The sequence below is a fragment of the Amycolatopsis sp. NBC_00355 genome, from assembly GCF_036104975.1.
Lineage (GTDB): Bacteria > Actinomycetota > Actinomycetes > Mycobacteriales > Pseudonocardiaceae > Amycolatopsis.
The window spans coordinates 7,177,251-7,201,834 of the sequence record NZ_CP107982.1; the positions used below are offsets into that span (position 1 = coordinate 7,177,251).

At 70.6% G+C, this 24,584-nt stretch carries 25 protein-coding genes, 3 tRNA genes and 1 pseudogene; 22 read left to right on the forward strand and 7 right to left on the reverse strand.

What is annotated here, in order from left to right:
- The first annotated feature begins 142 nt into the window (after nucleotides 1–142).
- From OHS18_RS32785 to OHS18_RS32850, 14 genes are all read left to right on the forward strand, one after another.
- Nucleotides 143–1,801: a thiamine pyrophosphate-dependent enzyme gene (locus OHS18_RS32785; protein WP_328459112.1), complete on the forward strand. Its 1,659-nt coding sequence runs from the start codon at nucleotides 143–145 to the stop codon at nucleotides 1,799–1,801.
- Nucleotides 1,802–2,015: 214 nt separating this feature from the next.
- On the forward strand, nucleotides 2,016–2,186 hold the full coding sequence (locus tag OHS18_RS32790) for a hypothetical protein (RefSeq protein ID WP_328446053.1): 171 nt from the start codon (nucleotides 2,016–2,018) through the stop codon (nucleotides 2,184–2,186).
- Nucleotides 2,187–2,391: 205 nt separating this feature from the next.
- Nucleotides 2,392–2,595, forward strand: coding sequence for a cold-shock protein (locus tag OHS18_RS32795; RefSeq protein WP_328446052.1), 204 nt, complete (start codon nucleotides 2,392–2,394; stop codon nucleotides 2,593–2,595).
- 65 nt (nucleotides 2,596–2,660) lie between these two features.
- A complete protein-coding gene (locus OHS18_RS32800) occupies nucleotides 2,661–2,885 on the forward strand; it encodes a heavy-metal-associated domain-containing protein (protein ID WP_328613459.1) in 225 nt (74 codons plus the stop codon).
- Between the two features lie 258 nt (nucleotides 2,886–3,143).
- Entirely contained in the window at nucleotides 3,144–4,157 is a 1,014-nt protein-coding gene (locus OHS18_RS32805) for an ATP-NAD kinase family protein (RefSeq protein ID WP_328446049.1), read from the forward strand.
- A gap of 16 nt (nucleotides 4,158–4,173) precedes the next feature.
- Nucleotides 4,174–5,067, forward strand: a complete 894-nt coding sequence (locus OHS18_RS32810) for a thiamine pyrophosphate-dependent dehydrogenase E1 component subunit alpha (RefSeq protein WP_328613460.1) — start codon at nucleotides 4,174–4,176, stop codon at nucleotides 5,065–5,067.
- A 5-nt stretch (nucleotides 5,068–5,072) separates the two neighbouring features.
- Complete coding sequence (locus OHS18_RS32815; protein ID WP_328613461.1) at nucleotides 5,073–6,026, forward strand: alpha-ketoacid dehydrogenase subunit beta; 954 nt, start codon at nucleotides 5,073–5,075, stop codon at nucleotides 6,024–6,026.
- A gap of 169 nt (nucleotides 6,027–6,195) precedes the next feature.
- Nucleotides 6,196–7,464, forward strand: coding sequence for a GAF domain-containing protein (locus OHS18_RS32820; protein ID WP_328446044.1), 1,269 nt, complete (start codon nucleotides 6,196–6,198; stop codon nucleotides 7,462–7,464).
- Nucleotides 7,465–7,530: 66 nt separating this feature from the next.
- Nucleotides 7,531–7,710 (forward strand): hypothetical protein, encoded by a 180-nt coding sequence (locus tag OHS18_RS32825; RefSeq protein WP_328446042.1) that lies wholly within the window; start codon nucleotides 7,531–7,533, stop codon nucleotides 7,708–7,710.
- Between the two features lie 76 nt (nucleotides 7,711–7,786).
- A complete protein-coding gene (locus OHS18_RS32830; protein ID WP_328613462.1) occupies nucleotides 7,787–8,908 on the forward strand; it encodes a sensor histidine kinase in 1,122 nt (373 codons plus the stop codon).
- On the forward strand, nucleotides 8,905–9,543 hold the full coding sequence (locus tag OHS18_RS32835; RefSeq protein ID WP_328613463.1) for a response regulator transcription factor: 639 nt from the start codon (nucleotides 8,905–8,907) through the stop codon (nucleotides 9,541–9,543). Before OHS18_RS32830 ends, OHS18_RS32835 begins: the two co-directional genes overlap by 4 nt.
- 95 nt (nucleotides 9,544–9,638) lie before the next feature.
- A complete protein-coding gene (locus OHS18_RS32840; protein ID WP_328613464.1) occupies nucleotides 9,639–11,069 on the forward strand; it encodes a hypothetical protein in 1,431 nt (476 codons plus the stop codon).
- On the forward strand, nucleotides 11,066–12,037 hold the full coding sequence (locus OHS18_RS32845) for a glutamate ABC transporter substrate-binding protein (protein WP_328613465.1): 972 nt from the start codon (nucleotides 11,066–11,068) through the stop codon (nucleotides 12,035–12,037). The genes OHS18_RS32840 and OHS18_RS32845 overlap by 4 nt, the downstream gene beginning before the upstream one ends.
- A gap of 55 nt (nucleotides 12,038–12,092) precedes the next feature.
- Nucleotides 12,093–14,795: a serine/threonine-protein kinase gene (locus OHS18_RS32850; protein ID WP_328613466.1), complete on the forward strand. Its 2,703-nt coding sequence runs from the start codon at nucleotides 12,093–12,095 to the stop codon at nucleotides 14,793–14,795.
- Between the two features lie 103 nt (nucleotides 14,796–14,898).
- Here OHS18_RS32850 and OHS18_RS32855 read toward each other — a convergent pair whose 3' ends face one another.
- Nucleotides 14,899–15,486: a PaaI family thioesterase gene (locus tag OHS18_RS32855; protein ID WP_328446032.1), complete on the reverse strand. Its 588-nt coding sequence runs from the start codon at nucleotides 15,484–15,486 to the stop codon at nucleotides 14,899–14,901.
- Between the two features lie 201 nt (nucleotides 15,487–15,687).
- On the opposite strand from OHS18_RS32855, the gene OHS18_RS32860 reads away from it, so the two are divergent.
- Nucleotides 15,688–17,064, forward strand: coding sequence for an MFS transporter (locus tag OHS18_RS32860; RefSeq protein ID WP_442874322.1), 1,377 nt, complete (start codon nucleotides 15,688–15,690; stop codon nucleotides 17,062–17,064).
- A 344-nt stretch (nucleotides 17,065–17,408) separates the two neighbouring features.
- Here the strand turns inward: OHS18_RS32860 and OHS18_RS32865 are convergent, their stop codons facing one another.
- The 4 genes from OHS18_RS32865 to OHS18_RS32880 all read right to left on the reverse strand — a co-directional run bounded on the left by OHS18_RS32865 (nucleotide 17,409) and on the right by OHS18_RS32880 (nucleotide 20,140).
- Nucleotides 17,409–17,897 (reverse strand): hypothetical protein, encoded by a 489-nt coding sequence (locus OHS18_RS32865; protein WP_328446030.1) that lies wholly within the window; start codon nucleotides 17,895–17,897, stop codon nucleotides 17,409–17,411.
- A 5-nt stretch (nucleotides 17,898–17,902) separates the two neighbouring features.
- Nucleotides 17,903–18,457, reverse strand: a complete 555-nt coding sequence (locus OHS18_RS32870) for a SigE family RNA polymerase sigma factor (RefSeq protein WP_328446028.1) — start codon at nucleotides 18,455–18,457, stop codon at nucleotides 17,903–17,905.
- A 4-nt stretch (nucleotides 18,458–18,461) separates the two neighbouring features.
- Complete coding sequence (locus tag OHS18_RS32875) at nucleotides 18,462–18,767, reverse strand: hypothetical protein (RefSeq protein ID WP_328613467.1); 306 nt, start codon at nucleotides 18,765–18,767, stop codon at nucleotides 18,462–18,464.
- Between the two features lie 173 nt (nucleotides 18,768–18,940).
- Nucleotides 18,941–20,140, reverse strand: coding sequence for a L,D-transpeptidase (locus OHS18_RS32880; protein WP_328613468.1), 1,200 nt, complete (start codon nucleotides 20,138–20,140; stop codon nucleotides 18,941–18,943).
- 470 nt (nucleotides 20,141–20,610) lie between these two features.
- Between OHS18_RS32880 and OHS18_RS32885 the strand changes: the two genes are divergently transcribed.
- Nucleotides 20,611–20,814 carry a cold-shock protein gene (locus tag OHS18_RS32885; protein WP_003097368.1) on the forward strand — a complete coding sequence of 68 codons (204 nt, stop codon included), beginning with the start codon at nucleotides 20,611–20,613 and terminating at the stop codon, nucleotides 20,812–20,814.
- 179 nt (nucleotides 20,815–20,993) lie between these two features.
- Here OHS18_RS32885 and OHS18_RS32890 read toward each other — a convergent pair whose 3' ends face one another.
- Nucleotides 20,994–21,431 carry a hypothetical protein gene (locus OHS18_RS32890; protein WP_326945766.1) on the reverse strand — a complete coding sequence of 146 codons (438 nt, stop codon included), beginning with the start codon at nucleotides 21,429–21,431 and terminating at the stop codon, nucleotides 20,994–20,996.
- 628 nt (nucleotides 21,432–22,059) lie between these two features.
- Between OHS18_RS32890 and OHS18_RS32895 the strand changes: the two genes are divergently transcribed.
- The 5 genes and pseudogenes from OHS18_RS32895 (at nucleotide 22,060) to OHS18_RS32915 (ending at nucleotide 23,661) form a co-directional block, all read left to right on the forward strand.
- Entirely contained in the window at nucleotides 22,060–22,314 is a 255-nt protein-coding gene (locus tag OHS18_RS32895) for a hypothetical protein (protein ID WP_328613469.1), read from the forward strand.
- Between the two features lie 163 nt (nucleotides 22,315–22,477).
- Nucleotides 22,478–23,271 (forward strand): annotated as a pseudogene (locus OHS18_RS32900) (SCO6745 family protein).
- Nucleotides 23,272–23,372: 101 nt separating this feature from the next.
- Nucleotides 23,373–23,445, forward strand: a tRNA-Glu gene (locus tag OHS18_RS32905).
- 37 nt (nucleotides 23,446–23,482) lie between these two features.
- Nucleotides 23,483–23,556 (forward strand) — tRNA-Asp (locus tag OHS18_RS32910).
- Between the two features lie 31 nt (nucleotides 23,557–23,587).
- Nucleotides 23,588–23,661: transfer RNA gene (locus tag OHS18_RS32915), tRNA-Phe, on the forward strand.
- A gap of 4 nt (nucleotides 23,662–23,665) precedes the next feature.
- Here the strand turns inward: OHS18_RS32915 and OHS18_RS32920 are convergent.
- Nucleotides 23,666–23,809, reverse strand: a complete 144-nt coding sequence (locus OHS18_RS32920; RefSeq protein ID WP_328613470.1) for a hypothetical protein — start codon at nucleotides 23,807–23,809, stop codon at nucleotides 23,666–23,668.
- Between the two features lie 414 nt (nucleotides 23,810–24,223).
- Between OHS18_RS32920 and OHS18_RS32925 the strand changes: the two genes are divergently transcribed.
- Nucleotides 24,224–24,574, forward strand: coding sequence for a YciI family protein (locus OHS18_RS32925; protein ID WP_328446014.1), 351 nt, complete (start codon nucleotides 24,224–24,226; stop codon nucleotides 24,572–24,574).
- The last annotated feature ends 10 nt before the right edge of the window (nucleotides 24,575–24,584 follow it).

Consider the following 24,584-nt stretch of genomic DNA (forward strand, 5'->3'; position numbering starts at 1 on the left):
CGGCCAAGACTGCGGTCCTCGCTCCCTTGATCGGATCCAGTCGGTCAAAGCGGACATTCAGCCCAACCTTGCCGGGGTTTCGGCGAAGATCACTTGACTGCACTGAACGGTGCCCGCCTAAGCTCTCCTCATTAGATACCAACTGGGAGCGACCGTCGCCCAGACGGCCGTACGGATCCTGACCGAGGCGCGTGTCCGCCGTGTCTACGCGGTGGTCGGTGAGTCCTTCCTGGAACTGCTCGACGCCCTTCAACGCGAGCGGGAGATCACCCTCGTCTCGGCGCGCCACGACGCGGGCGCGGCGTTCATGGCGGAGGCGGAGGGCAAGCTCACCGAACGGCCCGCCGTGCTCCTCGCGAGCCGGGGGCCGAGCGCCGCGAGCCTGGCGATCGGCGTCCAAACGGCGTACCAGGACGAGACGCCGATGGTCGTGCTGCTGGAGACGCCGGCGACCGAGCCGGCGACGTGGACGTCCGGTGAGCTGCCGACATCCGACCTGACGGCGATGTTCGAGTCGATCGCCAAGTCGACCTTGAGCGTCACCGACCCGGACAGCCTGCCCAGCCTGCTGGCGCACGCGCTGACCACTTCGCAAGAAGGCCGGCCGGGGCCGGTCGTGCTCGGCGTGCCCTGCGACATCTGGGGGATGCCCTACGACGCGGCGAAGCCGATGGCGCGGGTGCGGCCGCCGGCGTCCGGCACGCTGGGCCGTTCGGCGGACGCCGTGGCGCAGCTGGTGGACGAGGCCAAGTACCCGGTCGTCATCGTCGGCGGGCGGGCGCGGTCGGCGCGCGACGAGCTGATCGCGGTCGCCGACGAGCTCGCGCTGCCCGTCTACAACGCCTTCCGGCGCCAGGACGCCTTCCCCGAGAACCACGCGCGCTACGCCGGTCACCTCGGGCTCGGCATCCCGGCCCGGCAGCTCGACGCCTTGGAACGTGCTGACCTCGTGCTCGCGCTCGGCACCCAGCTCGACGAGGTGACCACCCAGGCCTACCGCTACCCGACGGCCCAGCAGACGCTGGTCATGGTCGGCACCGGCATCGAGGTCAGCATGCGCCGGCGCGGGCTGACGTTCCGGGTGGATTCCGAGGTCGAGCCGTTCCTGCGGGAGCTGCGGGCGGTCGCGTCGCCGCGGACGCGGCGGGCTTCGGCGGCCAACGCCGCGGTGCACACCTTCATGACCCCGCCCGACACCAGCGGCAACACCCGCGTCCACCCCGTGGACGTCGTCCGCGCGCTGCGTAAGCTGGCCCCGGAAGACACCATCGTGACCAGCGACGCGGGCAACTTCGCCCAGTTCATGCACCGGTACTGGTGCTTCACGGCGCCGCGCAGCCAGCTCGGCCCGTCCAACGCCGCGATGGGCTACGCCGTGCCGGCGGCCGTGGCGGCGAAACTGGCCGAACCGCGGCGGACCGTGGTAGCCATGGTGGGTGACGCCGGGACCCTGATGACCGGCCAGGAGATCGAGACGGCCGTCCGCTACCGGGCGCCGGTGATGGTGGTGGTGTTCCAGAACGGCCTGCACGGCGGGCTCGCCATGCACCAGGCCCGCACCCACGGCCGGCTGTCCGGGGTGTCGATCCCGTTGACGGACTTCGCTTCGTGGGCGCGTGGACTGGGCGCGGCCGGGTACACGGTGGACGATCGGGAAGAACTCGAGCCGATCATCGCCAGCGCGCTGGTGCGGCAGCGTCCGTGCGTCATCGACGTGCGGACGGACCCCGATGTGGTGACTCCGGACGTGCGGCTTTCGGCGTTGCTGGGTCAAGCGCGCCCGCAACCTCCGGCCCAGTAACGATTCTCCTCGGTTTCGTTCTGGGAAACGCCGGGAATGTTCAGTGGTAGCACGGCGTTGGCTGGGGTAATCTGACGGTGTTCCGGTGGTGGTTCGCCGCTGAACCTTCCCGGCCGGGTCCCGGCGGGAGACAACCGGTTTCTGTCGGTGCCGCATGGCACCATCACGGTCATCACCCGCATCGCAGCGGGCAGGGAACGAGGGGAGTTTCGACGTGGCCGATCAGCAGCACGCAACCGAAGCAGCGCGGAAGTCCGGCGTCGTACCGGTGCTGTTCAGCGCCAGCGCGGAGGCGCACGACGACGCGGTCGTCGTCGCCGAGCACGAAACGGCCTGGCGCTCGCCGTTCTCGGCCGAGGGCCTGCGCGCGGCGAGTGGCGAATAGCTCACCTCTCCGGGGTGAAGACGGCTTGTCGGCGCAGGTGAACCTGTGCTTTACTTCAGATGGTCGATTTTTGTGTTCGTGTTAGCTCACGCTCGCAGAATTCCGCGGGCGTAGTGTCTCCTCGCCGAGGAAGCAAACCGTCCGGGTACTGACCCGGGTCGCCGAAGTGGCTTCCTGTTTTGGTGTTACACATGGAGACTTTTTTATGACTCAGGGCACTGTGAAGTGGTTCAACTCCGAGAAGGGGTTCGGCTTCATCACCCCCGACAACGGTGGCGGCGACGTCTTCGTTCACTACAGCGAGATCCAGGGTAACGGCTTCAAGACCCTTGAAGAGAACGCTCGCGTCGAGTTCGAGATCGGCCAGGGCCAGAAGGGCCCCCAGGCCACGTCGGTCACCTTGATCTGACTTTGATCTTGGGAAAGGGCCGTCACCCGTTCGGGGTGGCGGCCCTTTTCGTATGCTCTCCCACCATGATCGAGCACGGGTACACCGTCTCCGGGATGAGCTGCGGGCACTGCGCGCAGTCGGTCACCGAGGAAATCGCCGCTCTGCCCGGAGTGACCGAAGTGGACGTCGACGTCGCGACCGGCCGGGTCGTGGTGCGCGCCGGCGCCGCGTTGGCGGAGCAGGACGTCCGCACCGCGGTCGAAGAAGCGGGTTTCACCTACGTCGGGGTGGCCAGCCTGGTGCCGTAGGCCGCACCGGTTGGTTCTTCTCCGGCGAAGATCCAGGTTGGACAGTCCACACAGCTCAGTCTCGACGCGGTAGCTGACCCGTTGGGCCGATCGGCCGCACCCACTCGGGCACCAGCGCCACGCCCGGGCCGCGAGTCCTCTTTGTGACCTTCGCCGCGCCTTGTTACACGCAGCCCATCACATGCAACGCCCTGCAACCCTTCCCTCCGGCACCGTCGAGGGAGTCTCCTGGTACCCGACACGGAATCGGGAGGTCAGGTGGGCGAAACGGTGGCGGGGATCGTCGCGAACCCGGCGTCGGGGCGGGACATCCGCCGGCTGGTCGCGCAGGCCTCCGTGTTCCCCACCGCGGAGAAGGCCAACATGGTCCAGCGGCTGCTGGCCGCGTTCGCCGTGGCCGGGGTCGATCGCGCCCTCGTCTCGACCGATCTCGGCGGGATCTCCGCCGCCGTGCTGCGGGCGCTCGGGCGGGGCGGGACCTGGCCGAACGTCGATTTCCTGGACGAAGATCCGCTCAGCGGCACCGCCAAGGACACCAGCAACGCCGTACGCCGGATGGTCGACGCCGGCGCCGGCGTCATCGTCGTGCTCGGGGGTGACGGCACCGCCCGCGTCGCCGCCGCGGCCTGCGAAGACGTCCCGCTGCTGGCCCTTTCCACCGGGACCAACAACGCGTTCCCGCAGATGCGGGAGGCGACCGTCGCCGGGCTGGCCGCCGGCCTGATCGCCACCGGGCAGATCGATCCCGACCTCGTCACGCACCGGGTCAGCGTGCTCGAAGTCGTCACCAAAGCACGCCGCGAGATCGCGCTCGTCGACGTCTGCGTGTCCCTGAGCAGGCACATCGGTGCTCGGGCGCTGTGGGATCCGGCGTCGCTCACCGAGCTGTACTGCACCTTCGCCGAGCCTGACGGCATCGGTCTTTCCAGCGTCGCCGGCCAGCTCTGCCCGAGCCCGCGCTCGAGCCCGGACGGCGTCGCGTTGCAGCTCGGGCCGGTCGGGGAGACGCCCTACGTCGTGCACGCGCCGATCGCGCCCGGGCTGGTGCGGCCGGTCGGGGTGCGGGGCTGGGGCGTCCTGCAGCCGGGCATGCGGGTCGAGCTCGCCGCGGCGGGTGGCGTGATCGCGCTCGACGGCGAGCGCGAACTCGAACTGAAGCTCGGGGAGAGCGCGTTCGTCGAGCTCAAGCCGGACGGGCCGTGGTGCGTCGACGTCCGGGCGGCCATGGCGGAAGCGGCACGAAAAGGATTGTTGCGCAGCGAGCCGAACTGACGAAGGAGCGCCGACGATGACGGACACCCTGCGCGAGGCGTATCGCACGATGCGCACCATCCGGGCCTTCGAAGACCGGGTGCACGAGGAGTTCGCGACCGGCGAGATCCCCGGGTTCGTGCACCTCGACGCCGGTGAGGAGGCGTCGGCCGCCGGTGTCTGCGCCCACCTCGACGACCGTGACGCGATCGCCGGCACCCACCGCGCCCACTGCATCGCCAAGGGCGTCGACGTCAAGGGCATGATGGCCGAGGTCTACGGCCGCCGGACCGGCTCCTGCCACGGCAAAGGCGGCTCGACCCACATCGCCGACCTCTCGAAGGGCATGCTCGGCGCCCACGGCATCGTCGGCGGTGGCCCGCCGCTCATCTGCGGCACCGCGCTCGCCGCGAAGCAGCAGGACACCGGCGGTGTCGGGGTCGCGTTCTTCGGTGACGACGCCGGCCACCAGGGCGCGACGCTGGAGGCGCTGAACCTCGCGGCGATCTGGCACCTGCCGGCGATCTTCGTCGCCGAGAACGACGGGTACGCCGAGGTGACGTCGAGCAGCTGGTCCGTCGCGTCGGACAACATCGCCGACCGGGCGGCCGGCTTCGGCATCCCGGGCGTGATCGTGGACGGCTTCGACTTCTTCGCCGTGTACGAAGCCGCAGGTGAGGCCATTGAACGCGCCCGCGAAGGCGGCGGGCCGACGCTGATCGAGGTCAAGTTCCTCGGCTACCGGAAGGGGCTCGACTGCCTCGCGTGGTTCCGGGCCCGCGTCACCGAAAGCGGCGAGCTGGCCGAAGCGGTCCTGGACGACATCGACGCCGAAGTCGCGTCGCTCGTCGAAGACGCCGTCGCCGAGGCGAAGGCCGCGCCCAAACCCACCTGGGCGGACCTCGAAACCGACGTCTACGCGACGTACTGATCGCCATGACCCGGACGATCAGCTACCGCGAAGCGATCGACGAAGCGCTCGCGCAGGAGATGGCCCGCGACGAGTCGGTCATCGTGCTGGGTGGGGTTCCCGGTGCCGCCCGGGGACTCTTCCCCGGCCGGGTCCTGGACACGCCCACCGCCGAATCGGCGTTCGTCGGCGCGGCGATCGGCGCCGCGACGCGTGGGCAGCGGCCGGTCGCGGAGCTCGTGTCCATCGACTTCATGGGCGTCTCCTTCGACCAGATCTTCAACCAGGCGGCGAAGTTCCGGTACATGTTCGGCGGCAACGCGCGCACGCCGGTGGTGATCCGCACGACCTACGGCGCCGGCCTGCGGGCGGCGGCACAGCATTCCCAGTGCCTGTACCCGATCTTCACGCACATCCCCGGCCTGAAGGTCGTCGTCCCGTCGAGCCCGTACGAGGCGAAAGGCCTGCTCATCCACTCGATCCGGGACGACGACCCGGTGATCTTCTGCGAGCACCGGGCGCTCTACGACACCAGCGGCGAGGTGCCGGAGGAGAGCTACACGATCCCGTTCGGCGAGGCGAACGTCGTCCGCGACGGCGGGGACGTGACGATCGTGGCGATCGGCCGCATGGTCACGATGGCCCGGCGGGCCGCGCACGAACTGGCCGCGACCGGCGTCGAAGCCGAGGTCATCGACCCGCGCACCACCAGCCCGCTCGACACCGGAACGATCCTGGAGAGCGTCGCGAAGACCGGCCGGCTGGTCGTCGTCGACGAGGCCTCGCCGCGCTGCAACCTCGCGACGGACATCTCCGCGCTGGTCGCGAAGGAGGCGTTCGGCGCGCTGCGGGCGCCGATCGAGATGGTGACGCCGCCGCACACGCCCGTGCCGTTCTCCGACACCCTCGAAGATCTCTACATCCCGGACGCGCAGAAGGTCCTCAACGCCGCGAAGGCGGTGGTGGAGTACCGGCGGTGACCGGGTGTCGGTGCAGCTCCAACGCCGTCCACAGTGGACTTGACGCGCGGGCCGGCGCAGCTCGTGCGCCGTCGTCGCCAAAAGCAAGAGCCGACGGCGAGATCGTCCCCACCTACCGATCAACCGGCAGAAAAGGCACACTGACGGGGTCGAGCGCGAGGAGCGGCGGTTGGGTCAGCAGGACCTCGAGGCAGCGTTGCCGGCCGGGGTGGACCCCCGGCAGCACGCACGCGCCCTCGCCCGGGTGCACGAAGCGGCGGTCGCCGGCCGGGAACTGCCCACCCGGCTGCGGCCGGTGATCAGCGCGTCCTGGCAACGGATGCGCCGGCTCGGCGTCGATCCGGAGGGCCGGCCGTCCGCGCCCGTCCTGACCTTCGAGCAGCTCGAGGCCCGCCGCCGCACGAGTGGCCTGGTCCAGGCCCTGCCGACGTTGCGGGGCGGGCTGATCAGCCTCGCCGAGCAGGCCGCCCACATCATGGTGATCGTCGACGCGAGCGGCGCGGTGCTCTGGCGCGACGGCAGCACCGCGGTCAGCCGCCTCGCCGACCGGGTCGGGTTCGTCGAAGGCGCCGACTGGCAGGAAGAAGCCGTCGGCACCAACGCGATCGGCACCGCCCTGGTCACGCGCCGCGCGATGCAGGTGTACTCCGCCGAGCACTACGTCCGGGCCCAGCACGTCTGGACGTGCGCCGCCGCGCCGCTGCACGACCCGCGCGACGGCAGGCTGCTCGGCGTCGTCGACCTCTCCGGTCCGGCTTCGACCGTCCACGCGTCGACGTTGGCGCTGGTCGACGCCGTGACGCGGCTGGCGGAGACGCAGCTGCGCACCACCCACCTCACCGATCTGGAACGCCTTCGCGGCTTCGCCGTTCCGGTGCTCGCGAAGGTCGGCGGGCCGGCCGTCGTGGCCGACGAGCACGGCTGGATCGCCGCGGCCGCCGGGCTCGCGCCGGTCGACCGGATCGCCCTGCCGTCGGGGCTCGCGCCGGGCCTGGCGTGGCTGCCCGCGTACGGCAGCGTCGCGGTCGAACCGGTGCCGGGCGGCTGGCTGATCCGGCTCACCGAGGCCGACGCCGAGACCGCTCCGGCCACCCGGGTCGTCCTGGACGTCCGGTCGGCGCGCGAACCCGAGCTGACCGTCTCCGGCGGCGCCGGGACCTGGACGCACCGGCTCAGCCCCCGCCACGCCGAGATGCTGTACGTGCTGGCCAGCCACCGGGCCGGCCGCTCGGCGTCCGAGCTGTCGCTCGACCTGTTCGGCGACGCCGGCCGCACGGTCACCGTCCGCGCCGAGATGTCCCGGCTCCGGCGGCACTTCGGCGGCATCCTCGGCGCGAAGCCGTACCGCTTCGCCGACGACGTCGAGGTGCTGGTCCGGCGGCCGGCCAACGCCGAAGCCGTGCTGCCGCACTCGCTCGCCCCGGCCATCCGCGGCTGAACTCCACCCCCGGCTCCACCCGCCGACGGTCCCGGTCCACCCCGGTCCGTTCGTAGCGTCAGCGTCATGGACAAGTCGGAGCTCATCCGCCTGGCGCTGGCCAAGGCGACGGAACACAACCGTGGGGGAAAGATGACCGGGAAGACCGTGCTCGCACTGGCCGTGATCGGCGTGGTGGTGCTGGTGGCGTTCATCGCCTACCGGCTGATCCTCGTCGAGCTGATCACGAGCCTGACCCACAAGTAGAGGGGGAGCGTTGCCGCAATCTCTGGGGCCGAGCCCCAGACCCCAGCCGGGGGACAAGCCCCCCTGGACCCCCCAAATGCGGCGTAGGCCGCTGCTGCCGGACACCATCGCGCCGTCCTGGCTGGTGGTGCAGACGCTCGGCACGCTCTTCATCGCGGCGACGCTGCTGACCGCGCGCGAGCCGGACCCGCGGATCTGGGCCTGCTACGGCGTCTCCGCCGCGTGCTGGCTCGGGTTCGTCGTCCTGGCGTACCGGCTGCCGAGGACGGCGGCGGCGCTGCTCGCGGTGGCCGGCGCGGTGCCGGCGGCCGTCCTCGGGTGGGCCGGGGACTCGTCGGCGATCGTCCTGTCCGTCGTCGCACTGGGCCGGCTCGCGACGCTGGTCACGGTGAGCGTCGCGGCGATCGTCGCGGCCGGCGTGGCCGACGTCCTGCTGGCGGCGACGTCGTACGCCGCCGCCGGACGGGACCTCGGGCTCGTCGACTTGGGCGTGATGCTCCTGCTCGTGCTGCTCGGGCTCAACCGGCGGCAGTATGAAGCGCAGGCGAAACAAGCGGAAGCGCTGCTGGAGCAGACGCGGCTCGCGCAGGCCGAGCACGCCCGGGCCGCCGCGCTCGACGAACGCACCCGGATCGCGCGCGAGCTCCACGACGTCCTGGCGCATTCCCTGGGGGCGCTGGGCGTCCAGCTCGAACTGGCCGAGGCGCTGCTCGCCGAGAAGTCCGATGTGGACGGTGCGCTCGCGACCGTCCGGCGGTCCCGGCGGCTCGCCAACGACGGCCTGGCCGAAGCGCGCGACGCCGTCGCCGCGCTCCGCCGGGACGTCCTGCCGCTGGCCGACGCGCTCGCCGCGGTCGCCGCCGCGCACGCCCGTGACCACGCGGTTTCCGTGGCCTTCGACGCCGAAGGGGAGATGCGCCCGTTGCCGTCCGCGGCCGTCGTCGCGCTGGTCGGCACCGCGCGCGAAGCGCTGACGAACGCGGGCAAGCACGCGTCCGGTGCGGACGTCCGGATGCGGTTGACGTACGAACCAGGCGTCGTGCGGCTTGAAGTCGTCAACACGACGAGCGACTTCACTCGAACAGGTGAAGGTTTCGGCCTTGCCGGGATGCGCGAGCGGCTCGCGCTCGCCGGTGGCACCCTGGCGTCGGGCCCGGAAGACGGCCGGTGGCATGTGCTCGCGGAGGTGCGGAGTTGATCAGGGTGGTCGTGGCGGACGACCAGCAGGCGGTCCGCGAAGGCCTGGTCGCGCTGCTCGGCCTGCTCGACGACATCACCGTCGTGGCCTCGGCGGCCAACGGCCGCGAAGCCGTCGAAACGCTGGCCGCGCACCCCGCCGACGTCGTGCTGATGGACCTGCGGATGCCGGAGCTGGACGGCGTCGCCGCGACCCGGCTGATCCGGCGCGACCACCCCGGCACCGCCGTCGTCGTGCTGACGACCTACGCCGACGACACGTCGATCGCGGACGCGTTGCGCGCCGGCGCCCGCGGCTACCTGACCAAGGACGCCGGCCGCACCGAGATCGCCGCCGCGCTGCGATCCGCGGCCGCCGGGCAGGCGATCTTCACCGCCGCGGTCTCCGACCGGCTCGTCGCCGCGCTCGACGGCCGGCCCGCGTCGCGTAGCAAAACCGAGCTGCCGGACGGCCTGACCACCCGCGAAGCCGAAGTCCTCGGCCTGATCGCGCGGGGTCTCACCAACGCGGAGATCGCGGGCGAGCTGTTCATCGGCGAAGCGACCGTCAAGACCCACATCAACAACGCTTTCGCGAAGATCGGCGCCCGTCATCGCGCGGAGGCCGTCCGGTATGCGCTGTCCCACCAGCTCTGAGATCACGTGCTGATGACAGCGGGCGGTGCCGGTGGCTGCGCACACGGCGACTCGGCTACCTTTCTGCGGGTACGGCTCATGGGGAGGAATCGGGGATGACCAGCACTGCGACGGCGCCGGGTCCCACGGCGCCCGCGTCCGGGCCCGCGCCGCCGACACCACCGCCACCGCCGGAAGGCCGCGACCGGGCCGGGGGCCGCAGCGGCTTCCTGGGCCTGCTGGACCTGCCTGGCCAGGGGATACGCGCGATCATCCGGTCCGCCGCGACCACCCCCGGCCGGCTCACCGTCATCGCCGTCGGGCTCGTGCTGCTGGCCCTCGTCGCCGGGCTCGTCGCGACGCTCTCGGTGCAGAACCGCGACGACACGATCACCGGCGTCATCGACCACCGCGAACCCCTCGCCGCCGCGTCCCAGCAGGTCTACCGCTCGCTGTCCGACGCGGACGCGACCGCGGCGAGCGCCTTCCTCTCCATCGGCACCGAGCCGCCCGAACTCCGCCAGCGCTACGAGCGTGACATCGCCGAGGCCGGCGCCGCGCTCGCGAAGGCCGCTTCGGACTCCGGTGACGTCGCCGACGCCGCCGGCCCGGTCGACGTCCTCAACCAGCAGCTGCCCGTCTACACCGGCCTGGTCGAGACGGCCCGGTCGAACAACCGGCTCGGCTACCCGGTCGGCGCGTCCTACCTGCGCGAGGCGTCCGAGCTGATGCGGGCGAAGATCCTGCCCGCCGCCCAGGACCTCTACCGCGTCGACACCGAGAAGCTGATCGAAGAGCAGGACAGCGCCACCGGCTTCCCGTGGCTCGCCACGATCCTGGTGGTCGCGCTGCTCGCCGCGCTCGTCGTCGCCCAGATCTACCTGACCCGGCGGACGAACCGGCTGCTGAACGTCGGGCTCGTCGTCGCGACGGTCGCGGTCGTGCTGTCGCTGCTGTGGGGCGCCGTCGCGCTGGTCGTGCAGGGCAGCCTGGTCGGGGCCGGCCAGGACGACGGCTCGCACCGCGTCGACGTCCTCGTGCGCGCGCGGATCGCCGCGCTGCAGGCCCGCGCGGACGAAACGCTGACGCTGGTCGCCCGCGGCGACGGCGCGGCGTACGAAAAGGACTTCGGCGCCAACGCCGTCCAGCTGGCCGGGGCCGACGGCCAGGGCGGCCTGCTCGGCGAAGCCCGCAGCCTGATCTCCGACGGCGACGGCGCCGCGAAGGTCGTCGACGCGACGAAGGCCGCGAACGACTGGTTCAAGGCGCACAAGACGGTCCGGTCCCAGGACGACTCCGGGCAGTACCAGGAAGCCGTCGACTTCGCCGTGCTGGAGGACAAGACCGACGGCTCGGCCCCGGCGTTCCGGCGGCTCGACGACGCCCTCCAGGACGCGATCGACGTCGGCCGGCAGGAGTTCCTCGACAGCACCCACAGCGGCGACGGCGCGCTGACGCTCCTCGCGCCGGGCCTGGCCCTGCTCGCGATCGTCGCCGCGGCGGGGGCCACCATGGGAATCCGGGAGCGACTGAGGGAGTACCGGTGAGCAGGCGGGGTTACACGGTCCGGATCGGGGTGCTGGCGGTCGTCGCGACGCTGGCGGCGGCCTGCGGGAGCCCTGGGAAACCGGTCGACCCCGCGCCGGTGGGCAACGCGGCCTGGCCGCAGCCCGCGCACGTCGGCGGCCCGGACTCGACGGCCGGCGGCGGCACCGACACCAGCTGCAACCCGCAGGCCAGCCTCGCGCCGAGCGGGACGTCGATCCCCGACGGCTCGACCATGGCGAAGATCAAGGAACGCGGGAAGCTGATCGCCGGCGTCGACCAGACCACGTACCTCTTCGGGTTCCGCAACCCCACCTCGGGCAACATCGAGGGCTTCGACATCGACATGGTCAACGAGATCGCCCGGGCGATCTTCGGCGCGCCGGAAGGGCGCGTGCAGTTCCGCGCGATCCCGTCGTCGCAGCGCGAAGACGTGCTGACGCAGGGCCAGGTCGACATCGTGGTCCGGACCTACAGCATCACCTGCGCGCGCAAGGCGAAGGTGCAGTTCTCCTCCGTGTACTACAAGGCCGGTCAGCGGATCCTCGTCACCAAGGAGTCGAAGGTCACCAAGCTGGCCGACCTGAGCGGCAAGCGGGTGTGCGCGACGAAGAAGTCGACGTCGCTGGCGAAGATCGCGACGGACCCCGCGAAGCCGGTGCCGGTGTCGGTGGACAACTGGTCGGACTGCCTGGTGATGCTCCAGCAGGGCCAGGTCGAAGCCGTCTCGACCGACGACACCATCCTCGCCGGGATGGCCGCGCAGGACCCGACGCTGCAGGTCGTGGGCGACCGGTTCACCGAGGAGAACTACGGCATCGGCGTGCCGAAGGACAACACGGACATGGTCAAGTACGTCAACGCCGTGCTCGACAACGTCCGCAACAGCGGCGCCTGGCAGGACAGCTACCGCAAGTGGGTGGAGCCCTCGCTGGGCCCGGCCACGCCGCCGTCGCCGCAGTACCAGTGAGCCGCTCGCGACTAGGATCGGTCCTCGTACGTCGTCGGGGATCTGGGAGGTAGCAGTGTCGGAGGAGCCGCGCCGTCCTCGGCACGCCGCGCCGGACGACGAGCCGCAGGTGGCCACGCCGAGCTGGCAGCCCCCGCCACCGGTGCGGTGGGAGACGCCGGAGCCGTCGATCTCCGGCCGCCTCGACGACACCGAACCACCCGCCGCCGAGCGCACTGTCTTCCACGCCCCGGTCCGGCGTACACCGACAGCGCCGACCCCGCCGCGCGGCCAGTCGTCGTCCTTCGTGCGCGGGCAGATCCCGGGCGCGGACGACCCGACCCGGCCGCCGGGCAGCATGAACCCGGTCGTCCCGCCCGTCGCGCCGCCGGTGGCGCCTTCGGCGGAGGCGACCCAGGCCGTCCGGGTGGACCCGAACGCGCCGCAGCCGACGAGCGTGCTCGCGGCGCCGGCGCCGGAGACCCAGAGCATCATGCCGCCGGTCCCGCGGCCGGAGGCCGGGCCGGGCGCGTTGCCGGACCCGGGCACCGAGAGCGTGCTGCCGGAGCGCAGCAGCGACGGGCGGCACACGGGAACCGGTACCGGCACCGGGACGGGCACCGGCAGCGGCAGCGGCGCGGTGTCCGGTTCAGGCCCGTTCCCCGGCACGTCGCGGCGGACGTCGTCGCGCACCTCACGATCCCGCCGCGGCCGGCTCGGCGCCGGTCTCGTCGAGGTCCCGCCGGTCCCGTCGCGCGACCCGGCGTCCGCGGTGCTGACGAACCCGATGGTGTCGGAGGAAAAGCGCTTCTGCGGCAGCTGCAGCGCGAAGGTCGGCCGCGGTAAGGACGGGAAACCCGGTGCGGCGGAAGGAAAGTGCGACAAGTGCGGCACGCCGTTCTCGTTCGTGCCGAAGCTGCAGCCGAACGAGCTCGTCGGTGGGCAGTACGAAGTCCTCGGCGCGATCGCGTACGGCGGCCTGGGCTGGATCTACCTGGCACAGGACCACAACGTGTCCGACCGCTGGGTCGTCCTCAAAGGACTGATCGACACCGGCGACGCGACGGCGATGGCGGCCGCGGCCAACGAGCAGCGCTTCCTGGCCGAGGTCGAGCACCCGAACATCGTCAAGATCCACAACTTCGTGCAGCACCCGGACCGCCAGAGCGGCACGACCGTCGGCTACATCGTGATGGAGTACATCGGCGGCCAGTCGCTGCGGCAGCTCGCGCTGGCGCACCACCGGGAAAGCCAGCGCCCGGAGCCGCTGCCGATCGGCCAGGTGCTCGCGTACGGGCTGGAAATCCTGCCCGCCATGGGTTATCTGCACAGCCAGGGGCTGCTGTACTGCGACCTCAAGCCGGACAACGTGATCCAGACGAACGAGCAGCTGAAGCTGATCGACCTGGGCGCGGTCCGGCGGACCGACGACTACGAGAGCCCGCTGTTCTTCACCACCGGCTACAGCGCGCCGGAACTGGCGACGCAGGGCGCGTCGATCGCGTCGGACCTGTTCACCGTCGGGCGCACGCTCGCCGTGCTGAGCTTCGAGTTCACCGGTTACACCAGCAAGTTCAAGACGACCCTGCCCGGCTCGGACACCGTCCCGCTGTTCGCGTTGTTCGGTTCGTACCACCGGTTCCTGAAGCGCGCGACGCACGCCGACCCGGACCGGCGGTTCCTCTCCGCCGAGGAGATGGCCGACCAGCTCACCGGCGTGCTGCGCGAGATCATGGCGCTGGGCACCGGAAAGCCGCGGCCCGGCGCGTCCACGGTGTTCGGCCCGGAGAGCCGCACGTTCGGCGTCCAGCTCGTGGTGCCGGAGGCCGGCGGCAGCGTGCCGCTGCCCGGCGCGGCCGAGGTCGTCGCCGGCCTGCCGATCCCGCAGGTCGACACGGACGACCCGGCGGCGGGCGTGCTCGCCACGACGACGTCGCTCGAGCCGCGTGGCGCGATCGAAGCGCTGGCCGGCGCGCCCCGCGAGTCGATCGAGGTGCGGCTGCGGATCGTCCGCGCCCGGATCGAGCTGGGCGAGCTGTCCGAGGCGCAGCGGCAGCTGCAGGCGGCGCAGTACCTGGCGATCAAGAACGGCTTCCCGCACGACTGGCGGATCGACTGGTACCGCGGCCTGATCGAGCTCGCGGGCGGCCGCTCGCGCGTCGCGCACGTCGCGTTCGAAGCGGTGTACGACGACCTGCCGGGTGAGATCGCGCCGAAGCTGGCGCTGGGCGTCAGCGCCGAAGGTGTCGGCGACTACTTCGCGGCGGCGCGGTTCTACGAGCTGGTCTGGCGCACCGACCGCAGCTACGTCAGCGCCGCGTTCGGCCTGGCCCGCGTCTACCTCGCGCAGGGCGCGCGGACCAGCGCGGTCGAGGTGCTGGAGATGGTGCCGTCGTCGTCGACGCACTACATCGACGCACAGGTCGCGGCGATCAAGATCAAGACGACCGCGACCCGGGCAGCGGGCAAGGAAGCCCTGGTCACCGAGCACGACCTGCTCGACGCGTCGGCCCGGCTGGAGCGCCTGCGCCTGGACGCCGAGCGCCGCACGAGGCTCTCGGCCGGCGTGCTCGAAGCCGCGTACGAGTGGCTTCGCGGCCCTCGCCAGGGCCCGCCGACGCCGGGAGCGCGGGTGCTGGGCTGCCCGCTGGAAGAGCGTGAGCTGCGTTTCGGGCTGGAGCGCTGTTACCGGGCGCTGGCCCGCCTGGCGGCGACGGTCGAGCAGCGCGTGGAGCTGGTGGACAAGGCCAACGCCATCCGCCCCCGCACCCTCACCTGACGCGTCACTTTCCTAGGGAAAGATGCGTCCGCGGGCCCCGGAAGGCGTCACTTTCCCTAGGAAAGATACGTACGAGACACTTTCTCTGGGAGAGTGACGCGCGTCAGGGATTGATCTCCCAGTCGCCGCGTTCGCGCTGGTTCTTCTCGTGCTGGGCGGCCAGTTTCTCCAGGGCCTGCGGGTCGCCGTGGTTGGAGAAGTGGTCGAAGCCCACCACGATGAACAGCGCGCGGGCGCTGACCGCGATCGGGCCGTCCTCGGCGTCGAGGCGGCCGTCCGCGCTGACGTAGATCTTGCGGCCCGCGATGCCGTCGAGGTGGGCGGTGATGAACAGCGTCGAGCCGACCGGCACCGGGCGGCGGAAGTCCGTCTCCAGCTTCCCGGTGACCGCCGGGCGGCGCATCAGGTTGCCCACCGTCGAGCCGAGCGCCTCGTCGAACGCGCAGGCCAGCAGGCCGCCGTGGGCGAGCCCGGGCGCGCCCTGGTGGGCCGCGGTGACGGTGAACCGCGAATGCACGACCTGGCCCTCGCCGACGGTCGAGCGCAGGTGCAGACCCGCGTCGGCCTCGTCACCGCAGCCGAAGCACTCCCCGAAGTGCACGCCGAGCTCGGTGCCCGCCGCGGGTGCCTTCGGGTGCGGGACCGCCGGCTCCACCGGTACCGGCGGCCAGGGTTGAGAAACACGACTCATGCGCTGACGTTAACTCGCCGGTAGTCGTCCGCTTCGTCCGACCCGCGCCGTGACCGGGCAACCTACACCTCTCGGTAGCCGGAAAGTTCCCCACCGTAGAGATTCTCCGGCTCAGACTGCCGACCTGCGGCAACCGGGCAAGACTGGCTTGATGAGCTCGAACGGCCCACGGGGCGCGGTACGGAGGAGGTCGTCGCCGGCATGAGCGAACCAGCAGCTACGACGGGCAAACCGGAAGTGGACGAGAGAACCGTCAAGCGCGCCGTGTGGGCTTCCGCGATGGGGAACGCCACCGAGTGGTACGACTACGGTGTCTTCACCTCGGGCGCGATCGCCGTCAGCATCGGCTCGGAGTTCTTCCCCGGCGACGGCAATGCCGTCCTCAAGTCGCTGGCACTGCTCGCGGTCGGGTTCATCGTGCGGCCGTTCGGCGGGGCGTTCTTCGGCCCGCTCGGTGACAAGATCGGCCGCCAGAAGGTCCTGGCCATCACGATCCTGCTGATGTCGGGCTGCACCTTCCTCGTCGGCGTCCTGCCGACGTACTCCGGCGGCTACAGCATGGGGATCGCGGCCCCGATCGCGATCCTGCTCCTGCGGATCATCCAGGGCTTCTCCACCGGCGGTGAGTACGGCGGCGCGGCGACGTTCATCGCCGAGTACTCGCCGACGAAGCGCCGTGGTTTCTTCGGCAGCTTCCTCGAACTGGGGACGCTCGCCGGGTACGTGCTCGGCAACCTCGTGGTGCTCGCCGTGACGCTCTCGCTGTCGGCCGACCAGGTCGACGCCTGGGGCTGGCGGATCCCGTTCTTCGTCGCGCTGCCGCTGGGCCTCGTCGGGCTCTACCTGCGGAACAAGCTCGAGGACACCCCCGAGTTCCGCCGGCTGGAGGCCTCGGGCGAGAAGCCGCGGAAGGCCCCGCTCAAGGAGATCTTCACCCGCAACTGGCGGATGATCCTCAACCTGATCGGGATCGTGCTGCTGCTGAACGTCGCGGACTACCTGCTGCTGACCACGATGCCGACGTACTTCACGGAAACGTTGAAGATCAACGACAACACCTCGACGCTGATCATCATCGCGGTCGAGGTCCTGCAGATGGCGATCATCATCCCGCTCGGCGCGCTGTCCGACAAGATCGGCCGGAAACCGCTGCTGCTCACCGCGGCCATCGGGTTCCTGGTGCTGAGCTGGCCTTCGCTCAAGCTGATGCAGTCCGGCAGCATCTTCTGGCTGTTCGTCGGGTTCCTGATCGTGGCGATCCTGCTGGTGCTGATGCTCGCGGTGATCGGCTCGACGTTCCCGGCGATGTTCCCGACCCGCGTCCGGTACGGCTCGTTCGCGATCGGCTACAACATCTCGACGTCCCTGTTCGGTGGTACCTGCGGTGTCATCGTGACGGCGTTGATCCAGAGCACCGGAAACCCGGACTGGCCGGCGTACTACCTGATGGCCGCGGCGCTGATCGCGATCATCCCGATCATCAAGATCCCGGAGACATCGCAGGTGCCGATCGAGCAGATCGACACCGAAGACAGCGGGGGCGGCAAGTCCCTGACCGGCGCGTCCGCTCAGCGTTGAGCGGTCCCGCGCCTCGAAATACGTGTGCCCCGTCCGGATCACCGGGCGGGGCACACGTACGTTGCGGGCCGGTCAGCCGGCGTCGCTACGAGGAGCGAAGCGCTTGCGGGACCAGGCGGCCAGTGCACTCGCGACCACAACAGCCACTCCGGATTCGACGATCAGTGCGGCGAACACCATGTGCTTCCTCCTCGGGTTCTCGGGCCGGCGACCGGGCCGGCTGAGCAGTTGTCCGGCGTCCGGACGAACGCCACAGGGCATATCGCCACGAACCCGCGCGGCATTTCGTCGGAAACCCACTTCGGAGGAGTGATCCGCACCACGCCGCTGACCTGCGGAAATCGTCAGGGTGACGTCGTGCGAGGTGCCTCGGGGACCGTCTGGGTCGGATTCGCGGACGGCGGCGTGGCCGACTTGGACTGCTCCGACTTGCGGGTGCTCGCGGCGACCGGCGGGCCGGCCGGTCGCTGCGTGCGCGGCACCGAGCGGCCCGGCTGGGCCTCCGGCGGCGCGATCGACGTCGCCGGGACTTCCTCCTGGGACGGCATCGGCAGCGGCGACGGGGGCGACGGGGGAGCGGTGGTGCCGAGCGTGGACAGGCCGGGGTCGGCGGGCTGCACCGGGTCCGGCGGCCCGAGGCGGTGGCCGGCCAGGAAACCGGCCACCGCGAGGATCACCGCCGTCGCGGTCGAAGTGCCCACGACCGCCAGGCGCTTGCGCCGCCGCCGGATCCGGCCGCCGCGTTCGATCACGTCGGCGGCCTCCAGCCGCATCGGCGGCGTGTCACCGGTCGCGCCGGTCAGGATCACGCGGACGTCGTCTTCGGGGTCCATGTTCGTCACCTCCCCTCCGTGGGCGCGCTGAACGTCAGCGCGGTGTAGTGCGGGCCGAGCCGGTTGCGCAGGGTGGCCAGGCCCCGGGAGGCCTGGCTCTTCACCGTGCCGGTGCTGCAGCCGAGCGCCTGCGCCGTCTCCTCGACGCTCAGGTCCTCGAAGTACCGCAGCACCAGCACGGCGCGCTGCTTGGGGGCCAGCACGGCCAAGGCCTGCCGGACCAGCATGTCCTGCTCGCTCCCGGCGGCTTCCGCCGGGAGCTCGGGCAGGGTGTCGGTGAGCCGCTCCCGTTTCCACCTGCTGCGCCGGTGCTCGGCGAGGAACGTGCGCAGCACGACCTTGCGGGCGTAGGCGTCCAGGGTGTCGTGGCGCGACAGCCTCGGCCAGGCGAGGTACAGCTTGATCAGGGCCGCCTGCGTGAGGTCTTCGGCTTGGTGCCAGTCACCGCAGAGCAGGTACGCCGTGGACCGGAGGCTGTGCGCGCGCTCGCCGAAGTACCGGGCGAACTCGCCGTCCCACGGCGAGCCCGGCCCGGTCGACGGACGGGAGCGGGTGATCACCTGACTACCGGGTCACCCCGATGGCCGGCAGGTGCAGATCACCGGTCGGTCCGGCCGGGACGGCGCGGGGGACGCGCGGAGCCTGCTCGGCGCGCGGGGTCTTCGACGTCGCCGGGACGGCGCTCGGCGCCGACACGGGCTTGCGGGTGGTCTGGGCCGGGGCCGGAGCCTGGGTGGGCGGCTCGGCCGGCCGGGTCGTCGTCGCCTGGGGCGGCGCCGTCGGCGACGGGGCGGCCATGGCGATGCCACCGGTCAGGGCGCCACCGGCGAGCACGAGCGCGCCGAGGGACAAGGCGATGCGGATACGCAAGACAGCTCCTCATTCTCGCGGGCGCGGCCGTCGATCGCCGCGCCTCTGCCCGTAGTCATGCGGTGGGGGATCGCCGGGGTTGCATCGGATTTCCCGGGTTCGCGGAAAGCACGAACGGCCGGGAAGTCCGTGCTGGACTTCCCGGCCGCCCGGTGTTCCTCGAAGGCCTTTTCTCAGCCGGCGAGCGCCGACAGCTTCTGCCAGCTCGCCCAGTCGTAGGTCCAGTCGCTGTAGTCGCCGTCCTTGGCGGTCAGCGTCTGGGTGCTGCCGGTGATCTCGACCGGGTCGCCGGTGAGCACGCCGTCGTAGTACTCCTTGGCGCGCGCGGGCGACAGGTTCAGGCAGCCGTGCGAGATGTTCTTCTTGCCCTGGGCCCAGACCGACGCGGCCAGGCCGTGGATGAACTCGCCGTTGTTGGAGATCCGGACCGCCCACGGCACCACGACGTTCTCGTAGTGGTACTTCGGGTTGCTCATCGCGTACGTGGACTGCTTGCCCATCACGACGTGCGTACCGCTGTGGGTGACGCGGCCCGGGTCGGAGTCGAGGCCGTAGCTCACCGGGTAGTCCGCGATCTGCTGGCCGTCGCGGATCACCTGCATGGTGTGCTGCGTGGTGTTGCCCTTGACGATCTGCGAGCGCCCGATCGCGAAGCTGGCCGACACGTCCTGCTTGCCGTACACGCCTTCGCCGATCTTGACGCCGTAGATCTTGGCGTTGACCTTCACCTGCGTGTTGGGCTTGAAGTACTCCTTCGGCCGCCAGTGCACCGAAGTGTCGCCGTCCAGCCAGGCCCAGGAGCCCTCGGTCTTCGGCGTCGTCTCGACGGAAAGCGCCTTCTCGACGGAAGCCTTGTCCGTGACACGGCTCGGGAAGCTCAAGGCGATCGGCATCGCGATGCCGTACGTCTGGCCGTCACCGACGTTCAGGCTGGCCTGCGTCTGCCGCTTCGGCTTGACGGTGGTGAACGTGCCGCCGATGGGCACGTTCTTGCCGTCGGCGCCCGCGGCCTGGCCGGCCCAGGTGTAGGTCTTGCCGTAGCCGAGCTGCTCGGTGGTGCTCCAGCTCTTCTTGTCCGCCGACGTCTGTCCCTGGACCTGCTTGCCGTCCGGGTTGGTCAGCGTGACCGACACGATCGTGCCGCTGTCGACCTTGACGCCGACCGGTTCGCCGGGCGCCACGTCCTGCGCGCCCGCGGCCGGTGTCACCGCCAGCTTCGCGGGCTGCGCGGTGGGCGCCGGCGCCTGCGTCGGGCCCCCGCCCGATGTCCCGCTCGCCGACACCGTGGGTTCACTGCTGCACGCCCCCAGCGCCAGCACGGCGACCAAGCCCAGTACCACAGCCGCGCCCCGGCGCCGCGTGGAAGTCCTCACCGTCACTGCCAATCCCCTTTGCCCCTTTGGTGCTTCCCCTCTTACGAGACGCCTCGCGGACCTCGAACGTTGAGCGGTGTTCGAGTGACGAGCGTCACAGTCGCCCGGAGAGGCTTATACAGAGGGGGCACGGCCGACTCCGAGCCGTATCCGGTGATCACGGAGCCGGTGTGCCGCGCAAGACTAACCGGTGGGTCCGACAGAAGCGGGCGCGGAGCCCTACGACGTTCCGGTGACCTTGGCCCGGGCAGGCGTTTTTCGCCTCGATCACGGGGTTCAACTTTGGCCAGATCCCGGTAGTCTGCGTGCAGGCCGTCGTTTTGCGTGTTCGTGGCTTCACACTCGCGGAACTTCTGACGCGAGCCATGGAGCCGACACGCTCTTGACTCGACTCGTTGGAACCGCCCGGGACGGCCGGGGTGCCGCTTCGGTGGCATTCGAAGCGGATCTGTGTAACGAGGAGAACAGCGGTGGCGCAAGGCACTGTGAAGTGGTTCAACGCGGAGAAGGGCTTCGGCTTCATCGCGCAGGACGGCGGCGAAGGCGACGTGTTCGTGCACTACTCGGAGATCGAAGGGCGTGGCTTCCGCACCCTCGAGGAGAACCAGCGAGTGGAGTTCGAGGTCGGCCAGGGCCAGAAGGGCCCGCAGGCCCAGAAGGTCCGCGCGATCTGAGACCGAGGCTTGTTCCGGTCAGCCCACCGCGCCCCGCACACAGACCCGCTGGTTCGTGCGCACGCCCTTGCGGCGGGCGACGGCTGAACAAGTCTCGCAGGCCCTTTGCGTCTCTCAAGGCCTGAGTGAAGGGCCCCCGGCTTCCGCCGGGGGCCCTTTCTCATGAGCTGCGGGGCTGGTCAGCGCCGTCCGACGGCCGGCGCGTCGAACGCGTCGGCGGGGAAGTGGAACTCGTCGGTGAGGTCGGTGACCTCTTCGGCCCCGACCTGCCGCTGGTCCTGGAGGGAGGCGGCCTGCCCCTCCCAGTTGAGCCGCTCGAGGATCCACTCCTGAGCGAGGGCCTGGGGCGAGATGCCGCGGGCCTCGGCGACGTCGGTGAGCTGCTTGCTGGCGATGAGGCTCATGCGCAGCTGGAACACCTGCGCCTCACCGAAGCGCTTGCCGGTCCCGGTGCTCTCATTGTCCGCATCAGGCGCCAGGGCGGCCAGGTAGCTCGTGAGTTCCTTGTCCTCGACAACACCGTCGTCGGCGGTCTTGGCGGCACCGCGGTGACGCCCGGAGGACACTGCCTTGAGGTTCGTGCGGCTGCCTAAGCGGCCGAGTGAGGGAAGGGGCACGAACCACACGATAACGGTTGGGTCTCACCACACAAACCACTGTGAGCCACGACACGCCCCTTTATTTACCCAATCAGCCCAACCCCCACCCGAATAGCTCAACGTAAATGGAACACACCGCAACCAGTCACTAACAGTACGAGTCGATCACACAAAGGGACCACTCAAAAGAAAGGCAAGGGCGCGAAGCGCCCAAAGCCGAAACCACGCTGGAAGCCCGGCGAAGGCACCGTGGGGGTCCGGGGGCTCGGCCCCCGGGAGATACGCCGGAATGATCGGGGCGCGAAGGGCGAAGCCCGAAGCCCGCCCCGAGAAATGGAGGACCCCCGCGCCAGGGGGAGGAACGCGGGGGTCGGAGGGGATCTCCACAGGCGCTGACCGGGGGTGTGTCAGCACCTCGATTGTTGCACGACTTGCGTGGTTGGGCGAGTGGCGAGCGGGAAATTTCCGCGTGCGGTGTCACTTTGCGCTGGGGTGACGTTCGTTCGGGTGGTGTTGTTCTTCGGGAGTGCTGATTGCGCTGCGTTGAGCGCAGCGTGGCGCCAGGTTCACTCTCCGGGGGGCTGTGTGTGGCGCCCGGTGCTGGTTAGCCTCGCGGCCAAGTTGTTGTGAGCCGTGTGGAGGGGCTATGAGCGGGTCTGTCGAAGTGCGAGAGTTCCTCCTTCGGTACGAAGGTGCCGATGGGGGTGGTGCTGCGCTCGCCGGGGGTTTGCCGGCGCAGCGCAGTGGTGCCGCCGATACGCAGCGGGTGTCGGACGATCAGGTCCGGCGGGCCCGGCTGGCGGTGGCGAACGGTGCGCTGGGGGTCGGCGACTGCGTCCAGCTGCTGGAGATGCTGGGCTTGAATCTGGACGAGGACGGGCAGGCGCCGGTCCAGCGGTGAGGTGGTCGGCGGGTCCGGCGGCCCGGGTGGTCGCCGCCGGGCCTTTCCGGTGATGTTCGTGCAGGTCGCCGTTCTTTTGTGGCAGTGATTCCCGAGTGGTCGGAGGTTTCTTGACGCGGATTTCGTAACAGTGTTACGTTTGCCGTGTCGAAGGAGGCCGGAGATGCTGGCGATCGAAGAAATGGCCGGGCTGGCGAACCGGATCCGCCCGGTGGTGCAGGTGCTGGGCGGCAAGTTCATGACGTCGCCGGAGCTGGCGGCGGTCGAAGCCGAGGTGGGCCTGCCGCCGCGTTCGCTGTACGTGCGGGGCCGGTCGGCGGTGCTCGGCGACGTCCCGCCGAAGGTGGCCGCGGAGCTGTTCGGCATCTTCCCGCACTGGCTGTTCGAGGTCGTGCTGCCGCCGTCGACGGCGGCCCTGGACGCGCCCGCCGCGGTGCGTGCCTACGCGGAGTCATCGGCGCGCTGGTCCCGCGTCAACCTTTCGGCCGCACCGGAGCCGGGCCGCTTGGCGGACCTGCTGTTCCGCGTGGTCGACGCGGCGGACGCGAGCGGTCTCGCGCTCTTCGCGGGCTGGAAGAACGCCGCGCGCCCGGAAGGCGACGAGGAACGGCTCGGTTTCGCGCTGATGCTCTTCCGCGAGCTACGCGGCGCCTGCACTTCGCGGCGCTCCGGGCGTCGGGCCTGTCGGTGCCGGAAGCCGTGGTGGCCGACCCCGAGGGCGGCCGCGAGCGCCTGCTGCGCACGGCGTGGCCGGCGGAGGCGGTCGACGAGCTGATCACGTCGGCGGCGCGCAAGCCGGACCTTCGAGATCGCCGGCACCGAGCGGAGGCGCTGACCGACGAGCGTGTCGGCGAGCTGCTGGAGTCGGCGCTGACGGAGGCCGAACGCGCCGAGCTCGGCCGTCGCGTGTCCGAGCTGGCCGAGTTTGCGCAGGTCCCGGCTTTGCCGAAGGGTTAAGGAACCCCCGGTGCAACGGGGTGGTGGCGTGCCCTATGCTTGTAATCGCTCCCGGGGGACAACCTGAGAGCGCGGTCGGTCGGTTAGCCGAAACTGATCGGGCTCCCATCGTCCAGCGGCCTAGGACTCCGCCCTTTCAAGGCGGCAACGCGGGTTCGAATCCCGTTGGGAGTACGCAGTACAGTAGGACAAGCACGAAAGCAGTACGCAAGGCCCTGTGGCGCAGTTGGTTAGCGCGTCGCCCTGTCACGGCGAAGGTCGCGGGTTCGAGTCCCGTCAGGGTCGCAAGATCGTTCGGCTCCAGGCCGGCGTTCCCGGCCAGGTAGCTCAGTTGGTACGAGCGTCCGCCTGAAAAGCGGAAGGTCGCCGGTTCGACCCCGGCCCTGGCCACCGCTCACGAAAACCGTCTCGACTCAGTCGGGGCGGTTTTTTCGTTGCCCGGTTCCTCGACGTGGAAGTACCCGACCGGCTTGGGGCCCTCGGTGAGCACAACCACCGTGCCCGGCTGGATCCGGTAGGGGCCGGCGTTCTCGACCATCAGCCGGCGCCCCTCGGCCGCCCGGGTCAGTGCGCCGGTCGCGACGCCTCGGAGCCCGAACGACGCGAGTCCGGTGTCGGCGGTTTCCGGCGGCGGGGTCGTAGACCGTCGGATCGATGGTCGCGGGGTTCGTGTAGTGGGCCTCGTACCAAGCGTGGTTAGTGCCGCGGAACTCTTCTTGCTCCGCCGTGAGCCAGCCCGCTCGGCTCGAGCCGTTGATCAGGCCGAAGAATCCGGGATGGCGTCGGCGGCCCACTGGCCCGGCTGGAGGCGTCCGGATCCACGGCCGCGTCGAGCTACCCGTTAGGCCGAACGAGTGAACGGCAAGCAGGCGTGTCCGGACCCCGGGAACGGCGTCGACCCACCGGCGAAGGCAGCCCGAGAACGGGCCGCCACCTGACAAGGGGAACCGCCATGCGCTACCTGCTCACGCTGCACATGAACCCGACGCTCTGGGCCACCCTGACCGACGACCAGAAGAACGGCGTCTACGAAGGCCACGGCGAATTCATCAAGCTCGTCACCGGATCCGGCGAGATGGTCGAGACCAAGGCGCTCATCGATCCCGCCGGCACCCGGACCGTCCGGGTCGAGGACGGCGTGCCGCGCGTCGAGAACGGCACCTTCGTCGCGTCCGAGGCCTTCCTCTGCGGCTACTACGTCGTCGACGTCGAGAGCGAGGAGCGGGCCGTCGAGCTGGCCGGGAAGATCCCGGACGCGCGGTACACCGCCGTCGAGGTGCGCAAGGTGATCCACGAGGGTTGACCTCGAGCGG